The organism is Phenylobacterium sp. (assembly GCF_036563285.1).
Lineage (GTDB): Bacteria > Pseudomonadota > Alphaproteobacteria > Caulobacterales > Caulobacteraceae > Phenylobacterium.
Window position 1 is genome coordinate 116,441 of sequence record NZ_DATCMR010000006.1, and the last position, 24,163, is coordinate 140,603.

Below are 24,163 nucleotides of genomic sequence, written 5' to 3' on the forward strand. Positions count from 1 at the left end.
GGAGGCCCATTCGCCGCCGAGTCTCTTAAGCGCTGATTAACCCTGTTTATTCACCATGTTTGCCATGGATCTGGCCGACATCCCGCTGTTCTCGATGCTGCGCGGCCGGCTGAGCTACCTGTCCGAGCGGCAGAAGCTGATCGCCCAGAACGTCGCCAACTCCGACACGCCCGGGTTCGCGCCGAAGGACCTGAAGCCGTTCAGCTTCCACACCCAGACTGCGGCGGCTGCGCCGGGGACGGCGATGGCCGGTGTCCAGGCGGTGACGCATGCCTCGCATATGGTGGCGCCGAACGCGCGCCGCCCCGGCGGCGTGAGCCTGAAGCAGACCAAATCCGAGGTCATCGAGACCACCCTCGACGGCAACTCCGTCAGCCTCGAGGAAGAGATGCTGAAGATGAGCGATGCGCGGATGCAGTACGACGCCGCCATCGGCTTCTACCAGAAGTCCCTCAACCTGCTGCGCCTGGCGGCCAAGCCGCCGGGCCGCGCCTGACCGGGAGCCGCTAGATGCCGGAGACCAGATCGCTTGCAGGCGTCGCCCAGGCCGTCGCCGCCTCGGCCATGCGCGCCCAGCAGGCCCGCATGCGGGTCATCGCCGAGAACCTGGCCAACGCCAACTCCACGGCGCGCACGCCCGGCGGCGATCCGTACCGGCGCCAGGCCCCGGTGTTCGAACCCACCGACGTGTCCGGCGCCACCGGGGTGCGGATGACCGGCGCCCAGCCCGACCAGAAGCCGTTCAAGGTGGAGTACGAGCCGGGCAACCCCGCGGCCGACGCGCAAGGCTACGTGAAGCTGCCCAACGTGGATTCCCTGGTCGAGGCCATGGATATGCGCGAGGCGCAGCGGGCCTACGAGGCCAACCTCAACGTCATCGAGACGGCGCGCGCCATGGAGCAGCGCACCCTCGACCTGCTGAAGCGCTAGGGGCTTAGGCGATGATCAACGCACTCGCCGCGGCCAAGGCCTACGCCGCCACCCAGAAGACCACGGGCGTCGACCCCGGCATGGGCGCGGGCGGGATCGAGGGCGGCGGCTTCGGCCAGATCCTGAAGGCGGCGATGAGCGACGCCATCAGCGCCTCGAAGCACGCCGAGGGCCAGATGGCGGCCCAGGTCGCCGGCAAGGCCGAGCTGGTCGACGTGGTCACCGCCATCTCCGCAGCCGAGGCCAGCCTCGAGACGGTGATGGCCGTCCGCGACCAGGTGATCAGCGCGTATCAGGAAATCATGCGGATGCCGATCTAGCGCACCGCGGCGCAGGCCACGCGGGGACCGGCGCCGCCGATCGGCTGGCTCAGCTGGTCGTCGGGATTGGCGTGCACCACCACCGCAGAGCCATCGGCGTCCATCAGGGCGGGCAGGGTGGTCAGGCCTGAATACACCTCCGCCATGACCATGCCGTGCGAGTCGGCGAAGACGTTCGGCAGGTCGCCGGTCTCGTTGGCCTTGGCGTTGAGCAGGCCGTGGATGCGCTCGCCGCCGCCGTGGACGTGGCCGCCGGCGGTGGTGAAGTCGGACTTCGAGCAGTCGGCCTTCTCGTGGAAGTGGACGCCATGCCAGCCGGGCGTCAGGCCATTCGCTTCGACCCGCAGGATGACGCCCTTGGGGGCGGCGGTGAGGCGGACCACGCCGATGTCCTTGCCTTCGGCGTTCTTGAGCGAGGTGGTCACCTGCTGCAGGGCCATCTGCGCCTGGGCGGTGGGGGCCAGGAGGAAGGTCGCGAGGGCGGCGGCGGTCAGCAGTTTCATGGGCGGCTCCGATGGTCGTACTCGGACGGAGTTCTAGCGCCGGCCTGTGTCGCCGCTAAGGCAATTCCGCGCAGCCGTGTTACGCCTTGGTCCATGACGCCCGCGCCGGACGATTCGCCGCCGAGCCACCGGCCGATGTCCCGGCGCTCGATGGTCGTCGCGGGGCTCTCCACGGTCGTGGAGTGGTACGACTTCACCCTCTACCTCTACTTCGTCACGGTCCTGTCGCGGGTGTTCTTCGGCGGCGGGGAGGGCTCGCTGGTCACCACCCTGGCGGGGTTCGCGGTGGCCTACCTGCTGCGGCCGCTGGGCGCGGTGGTGTTCGGGCACGTGGGCGACCGCTACGGCCGGCGCACCATGATGCTGCTCTCGATGGCGCTGATGAGCGCGGCCATGCTGGCCACGGCCCTGCTGCCGACCTACGCCGCGATCGGGCCCGCCGCCGGCTGGCTGCTGCTGCTCCTGCGCTGCGTGATGGGGTTCTCGGTGGGCGGCGAGTACACGGGCGTCGTCGCCTACCTGCTGGAGGGGGCGCCGATCCACCGGCGCGGGCTGATCGCGTCCTGCGCCTCGGCGGCCAGCGAAGTCGGCGCCCTGCTCGCGGTGGCGGTCTCGGCGCTGACAGTCCACGCATTCTCCGAGGCGGACCTCGCCGGCTGGGGCTGGCGCATTCCGTTCCTGGTGGGGGCGGCGCTGGCGGGCAGCGTCTGGCTCGCGCGCTCGACCATGCAGGAGTCGCCGGACTTCGAGCGGCAGCGGGCGGCCGGCACGACGCCTCCGAAGCCGTTTCGCTACGTGGTCGGCAACCACCGCATGGGGATCTTCCGCTCCTTCGCGATCTCCGCGCTGGGGTCGATCACCTACTACGTGGGCATCACCTATGTGCCGGCGTTCCTGACCTCGGTGGGCTCGCTGACGGAGAACCGCGCGCTGTGGCTGTCGACGGCCGCGGCCGTGGTGGTCATCGTGGTGACGCCCTTCGTGGGGGCGCTGTCGGACCGCTGGGGGCGCAAGCCCGTGCTGGTGGCGCTGGCGCTCGCCAGCGCTGTGCTGCCGACTACCCTGTTCTCACTGATGGGCAGCGGCTCGGCGGCCCAGGCGCTGCTGGGCGCGGTGGCGCTGGCGGCCGTCGCGGGGGGCGTGAGCGCGGTAGGCGCCGTGGCCACCGCGGAGCAGTTCCCCGGCGAGGGGCGGCTCACCGGGCTGGCGCTCGGAGCCACGGCGGCGACAGCGGTGTTCGGCGGGCTGACGCCCTACCTCGCCCAAGTGCTGATCGCCCGCACCGGCTGGCCGCTCGTGCCAGGCGCCATGATCGCACTCGTCGCGCTCGTGGTGCTGCCCATCTTCCTGAAGGCCCCGGAGACCCGCCCGCGCGCAGCCGCCGGGTAAAGGGCTGTTAACCATGTTTCGGCAGGCTGGAGCCTCGGCTTGGCGAGCCGATTCCGTAAGCTTTCCAAAGAGGTCTCCGATGAACGGCGCCGAGGTTCTTGACGTCGGGCGCGACGCCATCTGGCTGACCATCCAGCTCTGCGCGCCGGTGCTGATCGTGGGCCTCGTGGTCGGCGTGGGCATCGGCCTGCTGCAGGCCCTGACCCAGATCCAGGAAGCCACCCTGGTCTATGCGCCGAAGATCGTCGCCATCTTCGTCTCCCTGCTGGTCTTCCTGCCGCTCATGGGGGCGCTGATGAGCGGGTTCATGCGCACCATCGCCGCGCGCATCGCGGCCATGTGAGGCGAGGGCCGAGCGCCCGCGGATGGAATCCTACGCCACTGCCCAGCAGGTCTACGCCGCCGGCCTGCTCTTCTGCCGCCTGGGCGCGGTGGTGATGCTGATCCCCGGGATCGGGGAGGGCTTCATCCCGCCGCGCATCCGCCTGGCGCTGGCCTTCGCCATGTCGCTGGCGCTGTTCCCGGTGATCGCGCCCGGTATCCCGCCCTTGCCCTCAGCTGTGAGCGGCGTGGCGGGCGCGGTGATCAGGGAGCTGCTGATCGGCCTCTTCATCGGCGGCGTGCTGCGCTTCTTCATGTCGGCGCTGGCGACCGCCGGCGAGGTGATCTCGATCCAGACCACCCTGGGCTTCTCGCAGACCGCCAACCCGACCCAGGCCGCGCCCTCGACCACCATCGGCACCTTCCTGGGCCTGCTCGGCATCGTGCTGATCATGGCCACCGGCCTGCACCACCTGTTCATCGGCGCGATCGTGAAGTCCTACGAGGTCTTCCCTTTCGCCCGGCCCGTGCCGGTGTCCGACGCCGCCCAGCTCGCCATCCAGACCGTGGCTAAGTCGTTCGCGCTGGGGCTGCAGCTGTCGGCGCCGGTCATGGTCTTCAGCATCATCTTCAACGTCGCCACCGGGCTCGTCGGCCGCGCCATGCCGCAGTTCCAGGTGTTCTTCGTGGCCAGCCCGATCATGGTGCTGGCGGGGCTGTCGATCTTCGCGCTGAGCCTGGGCAGCATCGGCATGGTCTGGATCGACCGCTACCGCGACCTCCTCGGCGCCTTCGCGGGATAGGCCATGGCGGAGGAGAACGACGGCGCATCGAAAACAGAGGAGCCGACACCCCGGAAGCTCGAGGAAGCCAAGGCCAAGGGCGATGTCGCCAAGACCCAGGACCTGCCGGGCTTCCTCTCCTTCGTCGCGGTGGCCGGCATCGTGGCCATCGCCGGCGGCCAGCTGTCGAGGGACCTGGGCTCCGCCCTCCTGCCCTTCATAGCCGACGCCGGCGAGATGTCGGTGACCAGCGACGGGGCGGTCGAGCTCGTCCGTATGGTCGTCATGGCGGTGCTGCCGATCCTGCTGGGCGTGCTGCTGGCCGCCGCCGCCGCGGGCATTGCCGGCAATCTCGTGCAGACCGGCCTGCTGTTCACGCCGGACAAGCTGAAGCCGGACTTCAAGAAGGTCTCGCCGATGCAGGGGCTGAAGCGGATCTTCGGCCTCGACGGGCTGATGCAGTTCGTCAAGTCGATCATCAAGGTGATCATGCTGGCGGTGCTGGCCTGGTGGGTGCTGAACCCGTTCATGGACGACCTGACCAGCCTGGCGATGCTGGAGCCGGTGGCCATCCTTCCCCTGACCGCCGACATCCTGCGGCGCCTGGCCATGGCCGTGGGCGGGCTGCTGCTGGTGGTCTCCGGCGGCGACTGGTTCTGGCAGAAGCAGCGCTTCATGGCCCGCATGCGGATGACCAAGGAAGAGCTGAAGGAGGACTTCAAGCAGTCGGAAGGCGACCCGCACGTGAAGGCGCGCCAGCGGCAGCTGCGCCATACCCGCGCCCGCCAGCGGATGATGCAGGCCGTGCCCAACGCCACCGTGGTGGTGATGAACCCGACTCACTACGCCGTGGCGCTGAAGTACGAGCAGGGCGAGGACGAGGCGCCCATCTGCGTCGCCAAGGGCCTGGACAGCCTGGCCTTGAAGATCCGCGCGGTCGCAGAAGAAGCCGGGGTGCCGGTGATCGAGGACCCGCCGCTGGCCCGCGCGCTCTACGCCGCCGTCGAGGTGGAGGACATGATCCCACCGGCCCACTACGAGGCGGTGGCCAAGGTCATCGGCTTCATCCTCAATGCCGGCAAGAAGCGCGCCGGCGCCCTTTAAAGGGTCTGCTAACACCCGCCTGCGCAGTGTGGCGACGTCGCCCTTTCCCCAAGGCATGCGACTCGGGCCAGTATCGAGCGGACGCTCGGTTGGACGCACCTTCGAAGGCGCGCCTCGCCTGCTCGGCAGAATGCCGCACTAGTGCTGCTTGCTTATCGCCGAGAGACGTTTGCGTATGAGTCTGTCGTCCATCCGCCCCGAGGAGGCGCCTGCGCTTCGCATGGCCGAGCCGCCGTCCAGCAGAGGCGCCCGCAAGCGCTTCGACCCGCTGACCACGGTCGCCGTGGTCTTCTTCCTGCTGGCCGTGGGATTCGCCTCGATTCCAGCCTGGAACGCGGGACCCGCCACCCTAGCCGGGCTGCTGCTGCTGATCGGGCTTGCCGGCGTCGCCTGCCTGGGCCTCTTCGTCGTGCGCGGGACGGCCGAGCCGGCCAGCGAGGCGGACCCCGGGGCCGAGAAGCTGATCGAGGCGCTCTCGGAGCCCGCCGCCATCGCCGCGCCCGATGGGCGGGTGCAGGCCGCCAACGCCGCCTGGAAGGCGCTGCTTGGCTCCACGCCCCGGCTGCCCAAGAACGGCTCCTCCGCGGCCAGCCTGTTCGCCGCCTTGGGCGCTGCGCGCCGCGGCGAGACCGGCAAGGCCTCGATCAAGACCAATGGCGCCGAGCACGAGGCGACCGTCTCCCCGCTTGGCGCCCGCCGCTTCCTCGTGCGGCTGATGGGGCAGGGCGGCTCGCTGGCCCTGCCGTCGGCCGCCATGGAGGTGCTCACCGCCTTCTCCACCGCCGGCACGCCGCCGCCGAAGGTGCTGGACGCCTTCGCCGCCGCCTCCCCGTTCGGCGCCGCCCTGATCGAGGGTGAGGACCCGTTCGACGCGAAGATCATCGAGGCCAACGCAGCCCTGAGGGCCGTGGCCCACGGCGGCGAGACCGGCCAGGCATTCGGCGAGCTGATCGACGCCGCCTCGCGCGCCGACGCCGCCCAGAAGCTGGCGGCCGGCCATTCGCCCCTGGAAGTCCGGCTGGCGCACGACCCGACCCGCGTCGCGCACCTCTACCTGTCGAAGAGCGACGGCCGCTGGGTGGCCTATCTCGTCGACGTCTCCGAGCAGAAGCAGATCGAGCTGCAGCTCGCCCAGAGCCAGAAGATGCAGGCCATCGGCCAGCTGGCCGGCGGCGTGGCCCACGACTTCAACAACCTGCTCACCGCCATCTTCATGCAGCTCGACGTGCTGGCCTCGCGCCACCCGGTGGGCGACCCCTCATACGAGGGCCTCAACGAGATCCGCCAGACCTCGACCCGGGCCGCCGATCTGGTCCGCAAGCTGCTGGCCTTCTCGCGCAAGCAGACCGTTCAGCGCGAGATCCTCGACCTTGGCGAACTGATCAGCGAGTTCGAGGTGCTGCTGCGCCGCGTGCTCTACGAGGACGTGAAGCTGACCACCGACTACGGCCGCAACCTGCCCCAGGTGCGCGCCGACCGCGGCCAGCTCGAGACCGCGGTGATGAACCTCGCCGTCAACGCCCGCGACGCCGTCCGCGCACAGGGCGGCGGCACGGTCCGCATCCGCACCGCCCGAGTCAGCCAGGAGCAGGCCCAGGCCATGGGCTATCCGACCGCGCAGGGCGACCAGGCGCTGATCGAGGTCTCCGACGACGGTCCCGGCATCGCGCCGGAGATCATGGAGAAGATCTTTGAGCCCTTCTTCACCACCAAGCCCGTCGGCGAGGGCACTGGGCTGGGCCTCGCCACCGTCTACGGCATAGTCAAGCAGTCCGACGGCTGGATCAGCATCGACTCCAAGCCCGGGGAAGGCGCGGCCTTCCGCATCTTCCTGCCGGTCCACATCCCGTCCAGCGTCGTGCAGCCGGCCCCGCAGCCGGTCGCGCCCAAGCGGCCCGCGGCGCGCGACCTGTCCGGCGCCGGCCGCATCCTCTTCGTCGAGGACGAGGACGCCGTGCGCAGCGTCGCCGCCAAGCTGCTGCGCGCCCGCGGCTACGAGGTCATGGAGGCCGCCAGCGGCGAGGAGGCCCTGGAGCTCGCCGAAACCCATGCCGGCGAGATCGACCTCATGATCTCCGACGTGGTCATGCCCGGCATGCAGGGCCCGGACCTGCTGAAGCAGGCGCGCCAGTACCTGGGCGCCGCGCCGGTGATGTTCATCTCCGGCTACGCCGAGAGCGAGTTCTCCGACCTGCTTGAGGGCGAGACCAATGTCTCTTTCCTGCCCAAGCCCATCGACATCAAGACGCTGGCGGAACGCGTGAAGCAGGAGCTGCAGAAGGCCGCCTGACGGCTTGCCTTCGCTCCTCCACGACGGCCATCATCTGCGGACCACGCGCGAGGTCCGTAGATGCCCCTGTCCGTGCTCAAGGAGGACTGGCCGCCGCTCCGCTATGCGGACTGGGCGGACACCTGCGCCACCCTGCACATGTGGACCCAGATCGTCGGCAAGGTGCGCATGGCGCTCACCCCGCCGGTGAACCACTGGTGGCACGTGCCGCTCTATGTGTCCGCCCGCGGCCTTACCACCTCGCCCATCCCGCTGAAGGGCCGCAACCTCGAGATCGCCTTCGATTTCATCGAGCACCGCCTGGACCTGGTCTGCAGCTACGGGCGCACGGAGACCGTGCCGCTGCGACCGCAGACGGTCGCCGACTTCCACCGCGCCGTGATGAAGGCCCTGGAGAAGCTGGGCGTGAGCGTCCGCATCTGGACCACCCCCTGCGAGCTGCCGAACCCAATCCCCTTCGAGCAGGACCGCACCCACCGGTCCTATGACGCCGAGGCGGTCCACCAGTTCTGGCGCGCGCTCAGCCAGGTGGACCGCGTCTTCAAGCTGTTCCGTGGCCGCTTCGTCGGCAAGGCGAGCCCGGTGCACTTCTTCTGGGGCTCGTTCGACCTCGCGGTGACGCGGTTCTCCGGGCGGCCAGCGCCAGCCCATCCCGGCTCGCCCATCCTGCCCGCCGCGGTGAGCCGCGAGGCCTATTCGCACGAGGTGTCGAGCTGCGGTTTCTGGCCGGGCGACCCCGAACACGACGCGCTGTTCTACGCCTACGCCTATCCGGAGCCGAAGGGCTTCCGCTACGCGCTCATCCGCCCGCGCAGCGCGGGCTGGAATGACGAGCTCGGGGAGTTCGTCCTGCCGTACGAGACGGTGCGGACGGCGCAGGCCCCGGGGGTTCGCCCTGCTCAATTTCCTGCAGACCACCTACGAGGCCGCCGCCGACTTCGGCGAGTGGCCGCGCGAGGCGCTGGAGCGGGGGCCGCGCTGAGGCCTTGCGCTCGCCGTCCGCCCGCGCCAGCGTTGCGGCCAATGAAGAAGACCCAAGGTGGGAGGACGATCATGGGCGAGGCCCGCATCAACCCGAACGGAGCCTTGAGAGGCAAGACCGCGGTCGTCACCGGCGCCAGCCGCGGCATCGGCGAGGCGATCGCCGCGCGGCTGGCGATGGAGGGCGCCCGCGTGGTCTGCTCGGCGCGGACGGCCGAGGATGGCGAGAGCAAGCTCCCCGGCACGCTGCACGGCACCGTCGAGCGCATCCGTAAGGCCGGCGGCGAGGCCACCTTCATCAAGGCCGACCTCTCGTCCGCCGAGGACCGCGAGCGGCTGATCCGCGAGGCGGTCGCCGAGTATGGCCCGGTCGACATCCTGGTAAACAACGCCGCCGTCACCTTCTTCATCCCCGTGGAGACCTTCCCGGAGAAGCGGTTCAAGCTGATGATGGAGGTGCAGGTCTGGGCGCCTTTCCACCTGTCGCAGCTCGTCCTGCCGCAGATGCGCGAGCGCAAGCAGGGCTGGATCGTCAACATCTCCTCGCCCGCCGGCATCCACCCGAAACAGCCCTACACCCGGCGCGGCGGCGGCGCGGTCTACGGCATGTGCAAGGCGGCGCTGGAGCGGTTCACCACCGGCCTGGCGTCGGAGGTCTACGACGACAACATCGCCGTCAACGTGGTCTCGCCGGGGCTGGTGGACACGCCTGGCGTGGCGGTGCACGGCCTGATCAACGAAGCCACCAAGGACCGCGTGCAGCCGATCGAGTACATCGCCGAAGCCGTGTACCGCCTCGCCTCGGGAGACCCCAAGACCATGACTGGCCGCATCGACTACGCCGAGCCGCTTCTGAAGGAGCTGCAACTGCAGCCGGCGGAGCTGGTCTAGGCCGCATGATCGAGCAAACCGTAGACGTCCCCACCAAGGACGGCCGCACCACGACATTCATCGTTCACCCGGAGCGCGGTGGGCCGCATCCCATCGTGCTGTTCTTCATGGACGCGCCGGCGATCCGCGAGGAGCTGCGGGACATGGCCCGCCGGCTGGCGAGCGTCGGCTACTACGTCATCTTGCCGAACCTCTACTACCGGCGCGGAGTCATGGAGCTGAAGGACCTGCCGCCGCTTGCCGAGGACAAGGCGCGCGAGCGGATGTTCGAGCTGATGAACTCGCTCAGCATCCCACTGGTGATGGACGACGCCGAGGCGCTGCTCGACTACGCCAGCCGCGACCCGGCCGCCGGAACCGGTCCGGTCGGGACCGTCGGCTACTGCATGAGCGGCCGCTATGCGATCAACTTCGCGGCCCGCTGGCCGAGCCGGGTGGGCGCGGCGGCCTCGATCTACGGCACCCAGCTCGTCACCGACGACGCCGACAGCCCGCACCTGGTGGCCTCCAAGGCCAGCGCCGAGCTCTACTTCGCCTGCGCCGAGACCGACCGCTGGGCGCCGCTGGAGACGGTGGAGGCCCTCGACACCGCCCTGAAGGGCGCCGGTGTGCGCGCCGAGGTGGAAATCTACCCCGGCGTCGAGCATGGCTTCGCCTTCCCGCAGCGCGCGGTCTATGACAAGGCGTCGGCCGAACGGCACTGGGAGCGGCTGTTCGCCCTGTTCAAGCGCAACCTCAGCTAGGCCGCTGGGCGACCACCGGCGGGATCCAGCCTGGCTCCAGGGCCTTCGAAGGATGCGAGGCGGTCACCTGGCCCATGAACGGTGGCCAGATGTCGTAGCCCAGGAGCTGTTTCAGCTTCGGCGTCATCTCGCGGACCTGTTCGCGCGGAATCCCCAGGTAGAAGTTCTCCTGCGTCCGGCCCCAGGGCTCGCAGTACTGGTTGGTGAAGGCGAGCCTGGGCGCCTGCGAGCGGTTCGCGCCGCCCTGGTGCAGCAGCGTGCCGGGGAAGACCAGCGCCGCCCCGGCGGGCATCTCCATGCTGACCAGCATCTTCTCCATCTCCGCCGGGTCGCTCGGCCGCTCGGGCGCGCCTGGGTCGCCCCACAGGTGGCTGCCGGGGATCACCTGGGTCGCGCCGTTCTCGACGGTGAAGGCGTCCACCGCCGCGATCATCGTGTAGCTGATCGCCGGGCGCGGCCGGGGCTGGCGGTAGAAGCCGTCGTCAGTGTGGATCCCCTGGGCGGTCTCGCCGGGGTAGATGCAGATGGCCTGGCTGGCGGTGAGCAGGTAGCCGGGCTGCAGGAAACGGTCGAGCAGGGCCATCAGCCGCGGCTCCTCGGTGAGCCGCTCGAACACCTTGCCTCGGGCGACGAGGGTGTAGACCCGCTCGGTCTTGAAGCCCTCGAAGTCATTGCGCCCGGCGTGGCTGCCGAGGTACGGCGCCAGCATCTCCCGGACCTCCGCCAGGGTCGCGGCGTCCATGAAGTCCTCGATGACGGTGTAGCCCTGCGTGCGTATCCGCTCGGCGTGCCCGTCGGCGTCGAAGCGGCGGGTGAGTGCGTCCATGCTTCCGGCCTCCGGCGCGTATTGTATCATGGCCCCTGCCTTCCCTTGGGAGATCGCCATGACCGCAAACCTGAAGATCCGCCGTGTGGCCGGCGCGCTCGGCGCGGAGATCTCCGGCGTCGACCTGGCGCGCGAGCAGGATGACGCGACAATCGCCGCCATCCGCAAGACGCTGGTCGAGCACCAGGTGGTCTTCTTCCGCGACCAGGCGCTGACGCCGGCCCAGCAGGTGGCCTTCGGCGCCCGGTTCGGTCCGCTGAACATCCACCCCTACGTGGCCGGCATGCCCGGCCAGCCGGAGGTGATGGAGATCGTCAAGGAGCCGGAGGACCGCATCAACTTCGGCGGCGGCTGGCACTCCGACATGAGTTTTCTGGAGACGCCGGCGATCGGCTCGATCCTCTACGCCGTCGAGGTGCCGCAGTTCGGCGGCGACACCCTGTTCGCCAGCCAGGCCGCCGCGTACGACGCCCTCTCCGACGGGCTGAAGCGGACGCTGGAAGGCCTGAGCGCCGTGCACTCGGCGAGCCGCGAGTACTCCGCCCAGGGGCACTCCGCTCAGAAGCGCAAGGGCATGCAGGTGGCGGAGGCCGACGGCTACGTGGGCGAGTACGTCCACCCGATGGTGCTCACCCACCCGGAGACCGGCCGCAAGGCGCTCTACGTGAACCCGGCCTTCACCCTGCGCATCGACGGCTGGAAGACCTCGGAGTCCAAGGCGCTGCTGGGCTACCTCTTCGAGCACTGCCGCTACGAGGGCTTCACCTGCCGCTTCCGCTGGGAGAAGGGCTCGGTCGCCTTTTGGGACAATCGGTCGGTCTGGCACTTCGCCCTGAACGACTATCCCGGCCAGCGCCGCCACATGCGCCGGGTCACCGTCGATCCCTGGCCCGCCATGGCCGAGCAGGCGGTGGAGGCGCGGCTCGCGGCGGAGCCGGTCAGCTAACCCTTCGGAAACAGTCCACCACCTCGCCCACCCACGCCCTCAGGTCGTCCTTGCGGTCGAGTGGCGTCGCGCCGTGGCGCACGAGGACCAGGTCCAGGTCGGGGACGCAGACGGTGAACTGGCCGTCATAGCCGTTGGCGCTGAACGAGCCGGGGCCGCCTACGCCCAGCCACCAGTGCGCGCCGTAAGGCTCGTCGAGCGGCTGCTGGGGTGTTGGCGTGCGGGCGTAGTCCACCCAGCCTTCCGGCAGCAGCCGGCGGCCCTCCCACATCCCGTCGCGCAGGTAGAGCAGGCCGAAGCGGGCGAAGTCGCGGGCCGTGCAGAAGCAGAAGGACGAGCCGATGAAGGTCCCGGCGGCGTCGAACTTCGGGACCGGGCTGGTCATGCCCAGCGGCTCGAACAGCCGCGCCCGCATGAAAGCCTCGAAGTCGGGCCCATAGGCGTCGAGCGTGCGCGCCAGGATCCTGCTGACGATGTTGGTGGTCCCGCTGGAGTACTGCCAGAAGCTGCCGGGCTGGTGGGCGAGCGGGAAGCGCGCCGCGAACCCGGCCACGTCGTCCTGGCCGTCCCCGAACAGCATCGCGATCACGTCGGACGGCTGGCCAGGGACATATTCCTCGACCCATTGAAGGCCGGAGGACATGCGCAGCAGGTGGTCGAGCGTGATCGCCGCCCGCTCGTCGTCCCGCCACTCCGGCACGTCGGCCGGGGCCGAGACGTCGAGCTTGCCGTCGCCGACGGCGATCCCCACCAGCGCATGGGTGATGCTCTTGGCCTTCGACCAGGAGGGATAGGTCTGGTCGGGGCCGCAGCCGTCGCCATAGCGCTCCAAGACTATCCGCCCGCCCTGCACGATCAGAAGCGCGTGGGTCTCGCCCAGCCGCTCGCTCGGCTGTCCTTCGAACGCTTCGTCGATGAGCGCTTCGAACCCGGTCTGCGCCAGGCCGGGCAGCTCGCCCTCCGGCCAGGCCTCTGTCGGCCAGGCCACGCCCGCCGGCTGAGCGGGAAGCGGCGGCAGGCTCACCGCGCCACGCCGGCCATGGCGAGGATGGACGCAAGGCCCACCGCCGCGCCCTTCACCGCTTCGGGCTTGGCCACGTCGATCCATTCGTCCACCGAGTGGGCGCGCGCGCCCGAGCCGCCGGAGCCGATGGTCACCGCCGGAATGGCCAGGCTGATCGGCACGTTGGAATCCGTCGACGAGGCGCCGAGCTGGGGCGTGTAGCCGGCGGCCTTCACCGCCGCCGCCGTCGCGCGCACGATCTCGGCGCTCTCCGGTGTCTGGCCGGCGGGGCGGTCCCCGATCAGCTTCGGCTCCACGGTGATGCGACCAAGCCGGGTGGAGCGCTGGCGGTTCTCGAACTCGGCGGCGTCCTTGACGATCTGCAGGAACTTCGCGTCGAGCTTCGCCAGTTCGTCGCGGCTCTCCGAACGCATGTCCACCTCCAGCCAGATGGCGTCGGGGATGGAGTTCACGCTGGTTCCGCCGCCCACGACGCTGGCGGCATAGGTCGTCCGCGGCTTGGCGGGGACCTGCACGGCGCCGAAGTCGACCACCGCCTTCGCCATCGCCTGCATGGGATTGACGATGCCGAAGGCGCCGTAGCTGTGGCCGCCGGGCCCCTTGAACGTCACCCGGTAGCGCCGTGAGCCCACCGCGCCGTGCGTTACCCGCGAAGCCTCCGTGCCGTCCATGGAGAAGAAGGCGTGGACCCGGTCCCTGTACTTCCCCTGGCCGAAGAAGTACCGCATGCCGCGCAGGTCGCCGGGGCCTTCCTCGCCCACGTTGCCGACGAAGAGGATGTCGCGCTCGGTGCGGATCTTCGCAGCGTCCAGGGCGCGCAGATAGCCCAGCAGGACCGCCAGCGAATAGGTGTCGTCGCCGATGCCCGGCGCATGCAGCTTGGTCCCCTCGCGCCGCACCTTCACGTTCGTGCCTTCCGGGAAGACGGTGTCCAGGTGGGCGGCGATCACCACCAGCTTGCCACCGGCCGGTCCGGTGCCGCGCCTGATGCCCATGACATTGCCGATGTCGTCCATCTCGACGTCCGTGAGGCCGTGCGCCTTCAGCATGGCGAGGTAGGCCTGCGCCCGCCTGGTCTCCTTGAACGGCGGCGCCTCGATCTCGGTGAGCGTGATGGTGTCGGCCACGACCCGGTCGTGCTCGCGCTCGAAGGCCGACATCGCGCTCTTGAAGGCGGGGCTCGCGACGATCGCCGGGACCGAGGCTGCGGCGTCAGGGCGCCTGGGGTGGGCCCCGGCCGAGGCGGTGAGGCCGAGCACTGACAGAGCAACGATCGCGGAACGGACGCCGATCATGGAACGTGACACCCCCTGAAGCCTGGACTGGCGGCATAGCTCACCCGCCGATGGGCTGCATTACTGGAATTTAAGGCCCTGCGGGTTGCCGCCTGCACCGTGGCCGCCGTAAGCCTTCACGTCACGCATTTTCCGGGGGTTACACCTTGCTGAGCCGTCGCCAACTCCTGCTCACCGCCGGCGCGAGCGCCGCGCTCGCCGGCTGCGCCACCGCCCGTCCCGAGGCCGCCGCGGTGGCCGCCGCGCCGCCGCCGCCGGCGCCCGTGGTCCAGCCGCCGCCGCCGAGCCCGGACCAGCAGCTCGTCGGCTTCATGGACGAGGTGTTCCAAGAGGCGCTGCGCGACAGCCCGCAGCTGGTCACCAGCCTGGGCCTCGACAAGGCCGAGCGCGCCGCCGCCAAGTCGCGGCTCGACAATGCGTCGCTCGAAGAAGCCGCCCGCCAGAAGCGCATCACCAACGAGCAGCTCAACCGGCTGCGCGCCATCGACCGGTCGCGCCTCGCCGGCATGGCGGCGGTGAACTACGACAGCCTGATGGATGCGCTCGCGGTGAACGACGAGGGTAACCGCCGCTACGCCTATGGCTACAACGGCGCCGGCCAGCCCTACGTCCTCTCGCAGCTCACCGGCTCCTATCAGCAGATCCCCGACTTCCTCGGCACGCAGCACGTCATCGAGACGAAGGCCGACGCCGACGCCTACCTGGCGCGTCTGGACGCCTTCGCCGGCGTCATGGACCAGGAAACCGAGCGGACCCGCCACGACGTGGGCCTGGGCGTGATCCCGCCCGACTTCGTTATCGAGCGCTCGCTGACCCAGATGAAGGGGCTCGTCGAGAACCCCGCCAAGTCGCCGCTGGTCCGCTCGGTCGCGGACCGCGCCAAGCAGAAGAACATCCCCGGCGACTACGAAGGCCAGGCGGCCGCCATCTACCGCGACAAGGTCGTGCCCGCGCTGAACCGGCAGATCGCCCTGATGAACGAGCTCCGTCCCCGCGCCGTGCACGACGCCGGCTGCTGGCGGCTGCCGAACGGCGAGGAGTACTACCGCACCTCGCTGCGCAGCTCGACCACCACCACGCTCACGCCGGACGAGATCCACGAGATGGGCCTCGACCAGGCCCGCCAGCTCTCCGCCCGCGCCGACGTCCTGCTGAAGAAGGCCGGTTACTCCCGCGGCACGGTCGGCCAGCGCATCCAGCAGCTCTACAAGGACAAGAAATACCACTACCCGAACACCGACGCGGGCAAGGAGAAGCTGATCGCCGACCTGAACAAGCAGGTGCAGGCCATGAGCGCGCGCCTGCCGCAGATGTTCGGGACCCTGCCCAAGGCGCCGGTGGAAGTCCGCCGGGTGCCGAAGTTCATCGAGGCCGGCGCACCGGGCGGCTACTACAACCAGCCCTCGCTCGATGGCACGCGGCCGGGGATCTACTGGATCAACCTGCGCCACACCGCCGAGAACCCGACCTGGACCCTGCCGACGCTCACCTACCACGAGGCGGTCCCGGGGCATCACAACCAGCTCGCCCTGCAGCAGGAAGCCGATCTGCCGATGATCCGCCGCGTGCTGTTCAACTCGGCCTACGCCGAGGGCTGGGCGCTCTACGCCGAGCAGCTGGCCCAGGAGATGGGCCTCTATGCGGACGACCCCCTCGGCGAGGTGGGCTACCTGCAGTCCTCGCTGTTCCGCTCCGCGCGCCTCGTGGTCGACACCGGCCTGCACCACAAGCGCTGGAGCCGCGAGAAGGCGATCGCCACCATGACCTCCATCGACGGCAGCCCGACCAGCGCGGCCACGACCGAGATCGAGCGCTACTGCGTCTGGCCCGGCCAGGCCTGCAGCTACATGGTGGGCAAGCTCACCTGGGTCCGCCTGCGCGACAAGGCGCGCGCCGCGCTCGGCCCCAAGTTCGACTACCGCAAGTTCCACGACGCCGGACTGCTCACCGGCTCCGTGCCCATGACGGTGCTGGAGAACGTCGTCGACAGCTACATCGCCGCCACGCGCACCGCCTGAGAGTGACCATGATCGCCATCGACCGCCGCAGCTTCCTGGCCGCCGGCGCGGCCCTTGCGGCTGCGCCCGCCTTCGCGCAGGGCTCCGAGGACGCCAAGCTCCGCGCCCAGCTCGACGCCATCTTCGAGCAGACCGTCGACGACAGCCCGGAGTTCGCCACCGGCCTTGGCCTCGACAAGGGCGCGCGCGCGGCGTTGAAGGCGCGGCTCGACGACAACTCCCTCGCCGCCAAACAGCGGCGGCTCGAGCGGGCGCGCGGGTGGCTGGCGGGCCTGAAGGGCGTCAACCGCGACGCGCTCTCCGCCTCGGGCAAGGTCGACTACGACGTAGTGGCCTACCACCTCGACCGCCAGGTCTACGGCGGCGACCGCTACAAGTTCGGCTCGGCCGGCCGCAACTACGCGCCCTACGTGCTCAGCCAGCAGAACGGCGTCTATTCCGACATCCCCGACTTCCTGGACAGCCAGCACCGCGTGACCACGGCGGAGGACGCCGAGGCCTACCTCTCGCGCCTCTCCGCCTTCGCCGTGGCCATGGACCAGGACCTGGAGCGGCTGCGCCACGACGTGGCCTTGGGCGTGGTCCCGCCGGACTTCACCTGCGGCCTTACGCTGGCCCAGCTCCGCGCGCTCAGGAACCAGCCGGCGGAGAAGACCATCCTGGTCACCTCGATCGCCAAGAAGACGGCCGACGCCAAGATCCCCGGCGACTGGGCCGGCCGCGCCAACAGGATCGTCTTCTCGGAGGTCTTCCCGGCCCTCGACCGGCAGATCGCCGCGGTGACCCAGCTGCGCGCGCGGGCCAAGCCCGACGTCGGCGCCTGGGCCCTGCCGGACGGGGCGGCCTACTACGCCGACGCGGTGAAGAACTCGACGACCACCAACTACACGCCCGACCAGGTCCACCAGATGGGCCTCGACCAGGTGGCGGAAATCTCCGCCCGCATCGACGCCATCCTGAAGAGCCAGGGCATGACCCGCGGCACGGTCGCCGAGCGGCTGACCGCGCTGAACAACGACCCCAGGCAGCTCTACGCCAACACCGACGACGGCCGGGCCAAGATGCTCGTCGACCTCAACCGGCAGATGGACGAGATGTACGCCCTGCTGCCCAAGGCTTTCCGCACCCTGCCCAAGGCCAAGGTCGAGGTGCGCCGGGTGCCGGTGTTCATCCAGGACGGCGCGTCCAACGGCTACTACCAGGGCGCGGCCCTGGACGGCTCGCGGCCGGGCGCCTTCTACATCAACCTGAAGGACACCCACGACTGGCCCAGGTACAACCTGCCGAGCCTGGTCTACCACGAGGCGACGCCCGGCCATCACCTGCAGATCGCCCTGGCCCAGGAGAGCGACAGGATCCCGATCCTGCGCCGCACCGGCTACGGCTCCTCGGCCTTCTCGGAAGGCTGGGGCCTCTACGCCGAACAGCTCGCCGACGAGATGGGCGTCTACGACAAGGACCTGCTCGGCCGCGCCGGCTACCTGCAGAGCCTGCTGTTCCGCGCGGCCCGCCTGGTGGTCGACACCGGCATCCACGCGAAGCGCTGGGGCCGGGCGAAGGCCACCCAGTACCTCGTCGACGTGGTCGGCTATACGCCCGCCCGCGCCCAGCGGGAGGTGGAGCGCTACTTCGTCTCCCCGGGCCAGGCGACCAGCTACAAGGTCGGGCACACGGTCTGGGTCAAGCTGCGCGAGGACGCCCGGAGGAAGCTGGGCCCGAAGTTCGACCTGCGCGCCTTCCATGACGCGGCCCTGCTCTCCGGCAACATGCCGCTCGTCGTTCTCGAGCGGCATATCGCTGACTGGACGGCCCGGCAGGCGTAGGATGTTCGCGGTTTCCGGTCGCTGCTGACAGGATGCTGTCGGCAGGGCCGGCCTAGCTTCGTCCTACAGACAGCAAGGCAAGGAAAGGTCCCGCCATGTCCGACGAACTCGTCCTCTACACCAACCCCCAGTCCCGCGGCCGCATCATCCGCTGGATGCTGGAGGAGGTGGGTGCGCCGTACCGCACTGAGATCCTGGGCTACGGCACGTCCATGAAGGATCCCGCCTACCTGGCCATCAATCCCATGGGCAAGGTGCCGGCGATCACCCACGGCGACACCGTGGTGACAGAGTGCGCCGCCATCTGCGCCTACCTGGCCGACGCCTTCCCGCAGGCGAACCTCGCCCCGCCGCACGGCGACAAGCGCCATGGCGCCTACTATCGCTGGCTGTTCTTCGCCGCCGGCCCGCTGGAGGCCTCGATCGGCGACAAGGCGCTCGGCGTCGAGGTGCCGGACGAGAAGAAGCCGATGGTCGGCTACGGCTGCTACGACGACGTGATCGCCACGCTCGAAAAGGCGATCGCCGGCGCGTCGCCGTGGCTGACGGGCGACCAGTTCACCGCCGCCGATCTCTATGTCGGCTCGCACCTCGGCTGGGGCCTGCAGTTCGGGACCATCCCGAAGCGGCCGGCCTTCGAGGCCTTCGCCGCCCGCTGCCAGGCCCGCCCGGCCGCCCAGCGCGCCAACCAGCTCGACGACGCGGCCGCAGCCCAGCAGCAGCCCGAGCCGCAGCCGGCCTAGGCCCTCGACATTGCGGGCTCACGGGCCTTCCATGGCGAAAAGCCATGGGAGGCCTGCGATGCCGATGCTGAACCGTGACGGGGTGAACCTCTATTACGAGGTCCAAGGCGCCGGCCCGGTGATCCTGCTCACCCACGGCTACTCGGCCACCTCCCAGATGTGGGCCGGCCAGGTGGAGGCGCTGTCGAAGGACCACACGCTGGTCACCTGGGACATGCGCGGCCACGGACGCAGCGACTATCCCGAGGACCAGGGCCTCTATTCGGAAGAAGCCACGGTCGCCGACATGGCCGCGCTGCTCGACGCGGTCGGCGCGAAGAGCGCGATCATCGGCGGCCTCTCGCTCGGCGGCTACATGTCGCTCGCCTTCCACCGCGCCCATCCCGAGCGCACCGAGGCCCTGCTGATCATCGACACCGGCCCCGGCTACAAGAAGGACGAGGCCCGAGACGGCTGGAATGCCAACGCGCTGAAGACCGCCGAGCGCTACGAGCGCGACGGCCTGGCTGTACTCACCGGCGGCAGCGCCGAGCGCCGCGACGCCCGCCACCGCGACGCCACGGGTCTCGCCCGCGCGGCGCGCGGCATGCTCACCCAGCGCGACGCCCGGGTCATCGAGAGCCTGCCGGAGATCCGCGTGCCGTCGATCGTCATCGTCGGCGCCGACGACACGCCGTTCCTGGCGGCGAGCGACTACATGGCCGCCAAGATTCCCGGCGCGCAGAAGGTGGTGATCCCGAACGCCGGCCATGCCGCCAACATCGACCAGCCGGAGGCCTTCAACCGGGCGCTGCTGGGCTTCCTGGACGGGCTGAAGGCTAGAACCAGCCAGCCTGCTTGAGCGCGGGCGCGTTCGAGCGGCTTACCGGGACGACCAACCCACCCGCGAGCCGCGCTTCGCCGCGGCCCTTGGTCCAGCGCACGTCCTCGATGGCGTCCGCCGCCGCCCACCACGACCGGTGGGTCCGGAATCCCTTTGCCCTTGAGAGCTCGGCCAGCGCGTCGGCGAACCGGCAGGTGATCAGCTCCTCGCCGGCGTCGGTGTGGACCCGCAGGTAGTGGTCCTCGGCCTCCACGGCATAGATCCGCGCCTCGCGCCGCTTGGCGGAGAGCCGCTGGCGGAACACGGCGTCAGCCGGCGCCTCCGCCTCGCGGTCGGGGAGGGCGGCCGGCGCCGGCGCGCGCCACACCAGGACCCTCAGCGCCATGATCGGCACGCAGACCACGAAGACCTGGAACAGGAGTTCCAGGAAGTAGCGCGGCTGGAGAGTGGTGTGCAGGAGGTTCGACGAGACGAAGGCGACCAGCAGGAACACCAGGGGCGTCATGGCCGCGCTGTCGAAGACGATGCGCCATCCCACGTTTCGGATGCGGCGGCCGACGGTCTCGTCGAGGATGATGCCGATCACGCCGCCGCCGACGATGCAGATCTGCCAGTAGAGAAACCGCACCCACTCCGGCGCCTCGATGGTGCCGTACGGCCCAATCACGCCCATGAACAGGCCGAACGCCACCAGCAGGGCGGCGTCGACCGCCGTCCGTCTCAGGATCGATCTGGCGCCCCCCGGGACCATTCACGCTCCAGGTGAATCACTCGCGAGGAGTGTGGCGCCATTCGCGGAAGATTGGCGCCGTTCGCGGATCGGCCCCTTGGCGATCCTTTGCGACCCATGGGACGCCAGCCGTCATGAACAGCAAGCTCTCCTATGGCCTGTGGGGCCTGGCCGCGTTCCTGAGCGTCGGGGTCGCAATCTTCTCCTACCGCCTCCTGGCGCCGGCGCCCTTCGTCTCGCCGGACGTGCTGGCGAACCTGTTCGCCCGGCCGTGGCTGTTCGCGCACGCCGGGTTTGCGGCCACGGCCCTGCTGGTCGGACCCTTCCAGTTCCTGCCGAAGTTGCGCGCGCGCCGGCCGCGGCTGCACCGCTGGATGGGTCGGATCTATGTCTTTGCTTGCCTAGGCGGCGGCGCCACCGGGCTCGCGCTTGCCATCGGCACCACGGCCGGTCCGGTGGCCGCCGCCGGCTTCGCCGCGCTGGCCCTCGCCTGGCTGTTCACCACCGGCCAGGCCTTCCGCCTGGCGCTGGCCCGCCGCTTCGTCGAGCACCGCCGCTGGATGGTGCGCTCCTTCGCGCTCACCTTCGCCGCCGTGACCCTGCGGCTCTACCTGCCCTTCGGGCCGATGATGGGGATCGATTTCATGACCGCCTACGTCGCCATCGCCTGGCTGTGCTGGGTCCCGAACCTGGCGTTCGCCGAGCTCTACCTGGCCAGGGACGTGCGCCGCGCCGCGCCGGCCGCCGCATGATCGAGCTCCTCGCCGCCGCCGAGATCGTGCTGGCCTTCGACGGGTTGAAGGACCAGGGCCAGGTGCTGGTCGCCCTCTATGACAGCGAGGCGTCCTACAAGGCCCGCAACCGGGCGCTGAAGGACGTCACCGTCCCGGTGCGCGGCGGCCGGGCCGAGGTGGTCCTGCGCGGGCTGAAGCCAGGGACCTACGCCGCCATGGCCTTCCATGACCTGAACAGCGACCGGCGCATGAACTTCCGCCTGGGCCTGCCCAGCGAGCCCTACGCCGTCTCCAACAACGCCAAGGGCTTCCCCATCGCTGGCTGGTCGGCGGCGAAATTCCAGGTGGGCGACGGCGAGACCCGCCACGCGATCCGGCTCAAGTAGGCTCGATCAGGTCCCACCGGTTACCGTAGAGATCCTCGAACACCGCCACGGTCCCGTAAGCCTCCCGCCGCGGCGGCTCCAGGAACCGCACCCCCGCCGCCTCGAACGCCGCATGGTCGCGGGCGAAGTCGTCGGTCTCCAGGAACAGGAACACCCGCCCGCCGGCCTGGTCGCCGATCCGCGCCGCCTGGTCGCCGACGGCGCGCGCCAGCAGCAGCGCGGCCTCCGATCCACGTGGCCGCACGACCACCCAGCGCTTGTCGCCCTGCGGCGTGTCCTCAAGGAGCTCGAACCCGAGCTTGCCGACGAAGAAGCCGATCGCCTCGTCGTACTCGCGGACCAGGAGCGCGGTGAGGGCCAGGCGGGGCATGCGCCTCGCCTAGCCCACCGCACTTCAGTCCGCTAGTGCGCCCCGGCGGGCTGCTTCGCCGCGTTCGTCGCCTCCTCCGCCAGCCGCCCGGTCAGTTCGGACATGTGGTCGAAGTCGGCCTCGAAGGCGCCCAGCCCCTGGGTCAGGCCGCGCAGCTCGTTGATCAGGTGCTGGCGCTCGCTCTGCGGCAGGTAGGCGTCGATACGCTCCCAGCCCTTCCAGTCCTCCCGCGGCGCGAGCCCCAGGATCTGGCCGCGCCGCGCGGTCAGCGCCGAGGTCACGTGCGAGGCCGCCGGCGACGGCGAATAGACCGTCAGCTTCTCGATCGGCTCCAGCAGGATCGTGCCGGTGACCCCCATCGCCTCCTCGATGGCCATGCGCCCGGCCACCCGGAACGCCATTTCGGAGCTGTCCACCGCGTGCGTCTGGCCGTCGGTCAGCGTCACCTCCAGGTCCGTGACCGGGAAGCCCAGTGGGCCTTTCTCCAGCCCGTCGCGGACGCCCTGCTCGACGGCGGGAACCCACTGCTTGGGCACCACGCCCCCGACGATCCGGCTCTGGAATACGAAGCCGGAGCCGCGGGGCAGGGGACGCACCTCGATCGTCACGTCGGCGAACTGGCCGTGGCCGCCCGACTGCTTCTTGTGCCGCGAGCGTTGGGTGGCGCCCTTGGCGATGGTCTCGCGGTAGGGCGTCTTCGGCTGGCTGGTGTCGATCTCCACCCCGAACCGGCGCTTCAGCCGCTCGACCGCCAGGCGCACATGCCCCTCGCCTTGGCCGGCCAGCAGCATCTGCCGGCCTTCCTGGTCGTGGGTGATGGAGAGCCCGGGATCCTCCTCGATGAGCTTGGAGAGCGCGCCGGAGAGCTTCACGTCGTCCTGGCGGTTCTTCGCCGCCAGAGCCACGGCGAACAGGGGCCGTCTCGCGCGCATGGCGCTGCGCAGCTGCTGCGGCTGGCCCGTCACCGACAGGATTTGGCCCGAGGCGGCGTGCTCCACCTTGCCGATCGCCACGATGTCGCCGACGCCGGCCTGGGCGATCTTCTTGATGTTCGGCCCCTGCACGGCGAACAGCCCGCCCACCCGCGCGCGCTCCTCGTTGGGCAGGGTGAGGTCCGCGCTGTCGTCCAGCTTGCCGCCGAACACCCGGGCGAAGGCGAGCTTGCCGGACTGGCCGACATAGGCCGTCTTCAGGACGTACGCGCCCGGCCCGTCCAGCCCCAGCCGTTCCGCGGCCCGCTCCGGCGCCGGCGTCTCGTGACGCAGCGCCTTCAGCAGGCGCTCGACCCCGAAGCCGTTGATCGCCGAGCCGAAGAATACCGGCACGATCAGCCCCTCGTTCATCTCGCGCACCAGGTCCGCGAACACCGCGTCGCGCGACGGCGTCAGGTCGGAGAGCAGCTGCTCCAGCAGCTCGTCGTCGAAGTCGGCGATCTGCTCCAGCATGTGGAAGCGGGCGTCCGCCTCCTCGCCCTTCAGCTCCTCCGGGATCTCGATCTGCTGCGGCTCGCCGGGCCGGTAGACGAAGGCGCGCTCCAGCGCCAGGTCGATGAAGCCGGTGACCTTCTCGCCCTGGAAGGTCGGGATCTGGCGCGCCACTAGCGGCGCGGTGGAGACGGGCGCAAGCGCGTCCAGCAGCTCCTGCAAGGAGCCGCGCGCCTGGTCCATCTTGTTGATGAACAGGGCCCTGGGGATTCCCAGCCGCTCCAGCTCGCGCAGCGTCGGCTGCAGCAGGGTCGCCTTGGCGGGGTCCGCGTCGGCCACCACGATCGCCAGGTCCACGGCCGGGACGGCGGCGTCCACTTCCGTGCAGAACTCCAGCGACCCGGGGCAGTCCACGACCGTGTAGTGGTCGTCGAGATAGTCGAACGAGGCGAGGTTCAGCTCCACCGAATGCCCGCGGGCCTTCGCCTCGGGGCTGGCGTCGCCGACCTTCTCGGCCGCGCCGCCGTCGGGCCGCCGTCCGACCGCGCCGGTCGTCAGCAGCAGGCTCTCCATGAGGGTGGTCTTGCCGGCGTTCGTGGGGCCCACGAGCGCCAGCGCTCGTACAGACCCCCTTGATTGGATTGGCATTGGATCGCTCCCATCACCTCGGGCGCCAAGGACGCCCAGGAGGGACCGGATCCCTGGCGCGGTTTCGAGACGGTCGCTGACCCGTGCAAGAGGGCCACGCCGCCCCTTGAGAGAAACCT

At 70.0% G+C, this 24,163-nt stretch carries 24 protein-coding genes; 17 read left to right on the forward strand and 7 right to left on the reverse strand.

The window, feature by feature from the left end; genetic code table 11:
* Window positions 1-64 precede the first annotated feature (64 nt).
* Genes flgB through fliE form a run of 3 tightly spaced genes read left to right on the forward strand, consistent with a single transcriptional unit; the run spans window position 65 to window position 1,250 of the window.
* Window positions 65-496, forward strand: a complete 432-nt coding sequence (gene flgB, locus VIL76_RS05355; protein ID WP_332043966.1) for a flagellar basal body rod protein FlgB — start codon at window positions 65-67, stop codon at window positions 494-496.
* Between the two features lie 14 nt (window positions 497-510).
* Complete coding sequence (gene flgC / locus VIL76_RS05360; RefSeq protein ID WP_332043967.1) at window positions 511-930, forward strand: flagellar basal body rod protein FlgC; 420 nt, start codon at window positions 511-513, stop codon at window positions 928-930.
* Between the two features lie 11 nt (window positions 931-941).
* Window positions 942-1,250: a flagellar hook-basal body complex protein FliE gene (fliE, locus tag VIL76_RS05365; protein WP_332043968.1), complete on the forward strand. Its 309-nt coding sequence runs from the start codon at window positions 942-944 to the stop codon at window positions 1,248-1,250.
* Here the strand turns inward: fliE and VIL76_RS05370 are convergent.
* Window positions 1,247-1,753, reverse strand: coding sequence for a superoxide dismutase family protein (locus VIL76_RS05370; protein ID WP_332043969.1), 507 nt, complete (start codon window positions 1,751-1,753; stop codon window positions 1,247-1,249). The two genes, fliE and VIL76_RS05370, sit on opposite strands and share 4 nt — an antisense overlap.
* A gap of 135 nt (window positions 1,754-1,888) precedes the next feature.
* Between VIL76_RS05370 and VIL76_RS05375 the strand changes: the two genes are divergently transcribed.
* From VIL76_RS05375 to VIL76_RS05405, 7 genes are all read left to right on the forward strand, one after another.
* Window positions 1,889-3,142, forward strand: a complete 1,254-nt coding sequence (locus tag VIL76_RS05375; protein ID WP_332043970.1) for an MFS transporter — start codon at window positions 1,889-1,891, stop codon at window positions 3,140-3,142.
* Between the two features lie 79 nt (window positions 3,143-3,221).
* Complete coding sequence (gene fliQ / locus VIL76_RS05380) at window positions 3,222-3,485, forward strand: flagellar biosynthesis protein FliQ (RefSeq protein ID WP_332043971.1); 264 nt, start codon at window positions 3,222-3,224, stop codon at window positions 3,483-3,485.
* A 22-nt stretch (window positions 3,486-3,507) separates the two neighbouring features.
* The gene (gene fliR, locus VIL76_RS05385) at window positions 3,508-4,266 is read left to right on the forward strand and encodes a flagellar biosynthetic protein FliR (RefSeq protein WP_332043972.1); all 759 of its coding nucleotides are present in this window, start codon (window positions 3,508-3,510) and stop codon (window positions 4,264-4,266) included.
* A 3-nt stretch (window positions 4,267-4,269) separates the two neighbouring features.
* Window positions 4,270-5,349 carry a flagellar biosynthesis protein FlhB gene (flhB, locus tag VIL76_RS05390; protein WP_332043973.1) on the forward strand — a complete coding sequence of 360 codons (1,080 nt, stop codon included), beginning with the start codon at window positions 4,270-4,272 and terminating at the stop codon, window positions 5,347-5,349.
* Window positions 5,350-5,524: 175 nt separating this feature from the next.
* On the forward strand, window positions 5,525-7,639 hold the full coding sequence (cckA, locus tag VIL76_RS05395) for a cell cycle histidine kinase CckA (protein WP_414695413.1): 2,115 nt from the start codon (window positions 5,525-5,527) through the stop codon (window positions 7,637-7,639).
* 60 nt (window positions 7,640-7,699) lie between these two features.
* Entirely contained in the window at window positions 7,700-9,511 is a 1,812-nt protein-coding gene (locus VIL76_RS05400; protein WP_332043974.1) for a DUF5996 family protein, read from the forward strand.
* A gap of 5 nt (window positions 9,512-9,516) precedes the next feature.
* Window positions 9,517-10,254 carry a dienelactone hydrolase family protein gene (locus tag VIL76_RS05405; protein WP_332043975.1) on the forward strand — a complete coding sequence of 246 codons (738 nt, stop codon included), beginning with the start codon at window positions 9,517-9,519 and terminating at the stop codon, window positions 10,252-10,254.
* Here the strand turns inward: VIL76_RS05405 and VIL76_RS05410 are convergent.
* Complete coding sequence (locus tag VIL76_RS05410; RefSeq protein ID WP_332043976.1) at window positions 10,247-11,080, reverse strand: phytanoyl-CoA dioxygenase family protein; 834 nt, start codon at window positions 11,078-11,080, stop codon at window positions 10,247-10,249. The two genes, VIL76_RS05405 and VIL76_RS05410, sit on opposite strands and share 8 nt — an antisense overlap.
* Before the next feature lie 58 nt (window positions 11,081-11,138).
* Between VIL76_RS05410 and VIL76_RS05415 the strand changes: the two genes are divergently transcribed.
* Window positions 11,139-12,026, forward strand: coding sequence for a TauD/TfdA dioxygenase family protein (locus tag VIL76_RS05415; RefSeq protein ID WP_332043977.1), 888 nt, complete (start codon window positions 11,139-11,141; stop codon window positions 12,024-12,026).
* Here VIL76_RS05415 and VIL76_RS05420 read toward each other — a convergent pair.
* On the reverse strand, window positions 12,019-13,050 hold the full coding sequence (locus VIL76_RS05420; RefSeq protein ID WP_332043978.1) for a serine hydrolase: 1,032 nt from the start codon (window positions 13,048-13,050) through the stop codon (window positions 12,019-12,021). The genes VIL76_RS05415 and VIL76_RS05420 overlap by 8 nt on opposite strands.
* Entirely contained in the window at window positions 13,047-14,345 is a 1,299-nt protein-coding gene (locus tag VIL76_RS05425; protein ID WP_332043979.1) for a M20/M25/M40 family metallo-hydrolase, read from the reverse strand. Before VIL76_RS05425 ends, VIL76_RS05420 begins: the two co-directional genes overlap by 4 nt.
* A gap of 146 nt (window positions 14,346-14,491) precedes the next feature.
* Here VIL76_RS05425 and VIL76_RS05430 point away from each other — a divergent pair, with 146 nt between their 5' ends.
* From VIL76_RS05430 to VIL76_RS05445, 4 genes are all read left to right on the forward strand, one after another.
* On the forward strand, window positions 14,492-16,363 hold the full coding sequence (locus tag VIL76_RS05430) for a DUF885 domain-containing protein (protein WP_332043980.1): 1,872 nt from the start codon (window positions 14,492-14,494) through the stop codon (window positions 16,361-16,363).
* An 8-nt stretch (window positions 16,364-16,371) separates the two neighbouring features.
* A complete protein-coding gene (locus VIL76_RS05435) occupies window positions 16,372-18,186 on the forward strand; it encodes a DUF885 domain-containing protein (RefSeq protein ID WP_332043981.1) in 1,815 nt (604 codons plus the stop codon).
* Window positions 18,187-18,281: 95 nt separating this feature from the next.
* Window positions 18,282-18,929, forward strand: coding sequence for a glutathione S-transferase family protein (locus VIL76_RS05440; protein ID WP_332043982.1), 648 nt, complete (start codon window positions 18,282-18,284; stop codon window positions 18,927-18,929).
* A 58-nt stretch (window positions 18,930-18,987) separates the two neighbouring features.
* Complete coding sequence (locus tag VIL76_RS05445) at window positions 18,988-19,770, forward strand: alpha/beta fold hydrolase (protein ID WP_332043983.1); 783 nt, start codon at window positions 18,988-18,990, stop codon at window positions 19,768-19,770.
* On the opposite strand, the gene VIL76_RS05450 is transcribed toward VIL76_RS05445, so the two are convergent.
* A complete protein-coding gene (locus VIL76_RS05450) occupies window positions 19,748-20,503 on the reverse strand; it encodes a LytTR family DNA-binding domain-containing protein (protein ID WP_332043984.1) in 756 nt (251 codons plus the stop codon). The two genes, VIL76_RS05445 and VIL76_RS05450, sit on opposite strands and share 23 nt — an antisense overlap.
* 113 nt (window positions 20,504-20,616) lie before the next feature.
* On the opposite strand from VIL76_RS05450, the gene VIL76_RS05455 reads away from it, so the two are divergent.
* A complete protein-coding gene (locus tag VIL76_RS05455; protein WP_332043985.1) occupies window positions 20,617-21,234 on the forward strand; it encodes a DUF2306 domain-containing protein in 618 nt (205 codons plus the stop codon).
* Window positions 21,231-21,602, forward strand: a complete 372-nt coding sequence (locus VIL76_RS05460; RefSeq protein WP_332043986.1) for a DUF2141 domain-containing protein — start codon at window positions 21,231-21,233, stop codon at window positions 21,600-21,602. The genes VIL76_RS05455 and VIL76_RS05460 overlap by 4 nt, the downstream gene beginning before the upstream one ends.
* Here VIL76_RS05460 and VIL76_RS05465 read toward each other — a convergent pair.
* Together VIL76_RS05465 and VIL76_RS05470 are read right to left on the reverse strand one after the other, a co-directional pair.
* Window positions 21,595-21,972 carry a VOC family protein gene (locus VIL76_RS05465; protein ID WP_332043987.1) on the reverse strand — a complete coding sequence of 126 codons (378 nt, stop codon included), beginning with the start codon at window positions 21,970-21,972 and terminating at the stop codon, window positions 21,595-21,597. The genes VIL76_RS05460 and VIL76_RS05465 overlap by 8 nt on opposite strands.
* Window positions 21,973-22,004: 32 nt before the next feature.
* Complete coding sequence (locus VIL76_RS05470; RefSeq protein ID WP_332043988.1) at window positions 22,005-24,044, reverse strand: elongation factor G; 2,040 nt, start codon at window positions 24,042-24,044, stop codon at window positions 22,005-22,007.
* Between the last annotated feature and the right edge of the window lie 119 nt (window positions 24,045-24,163).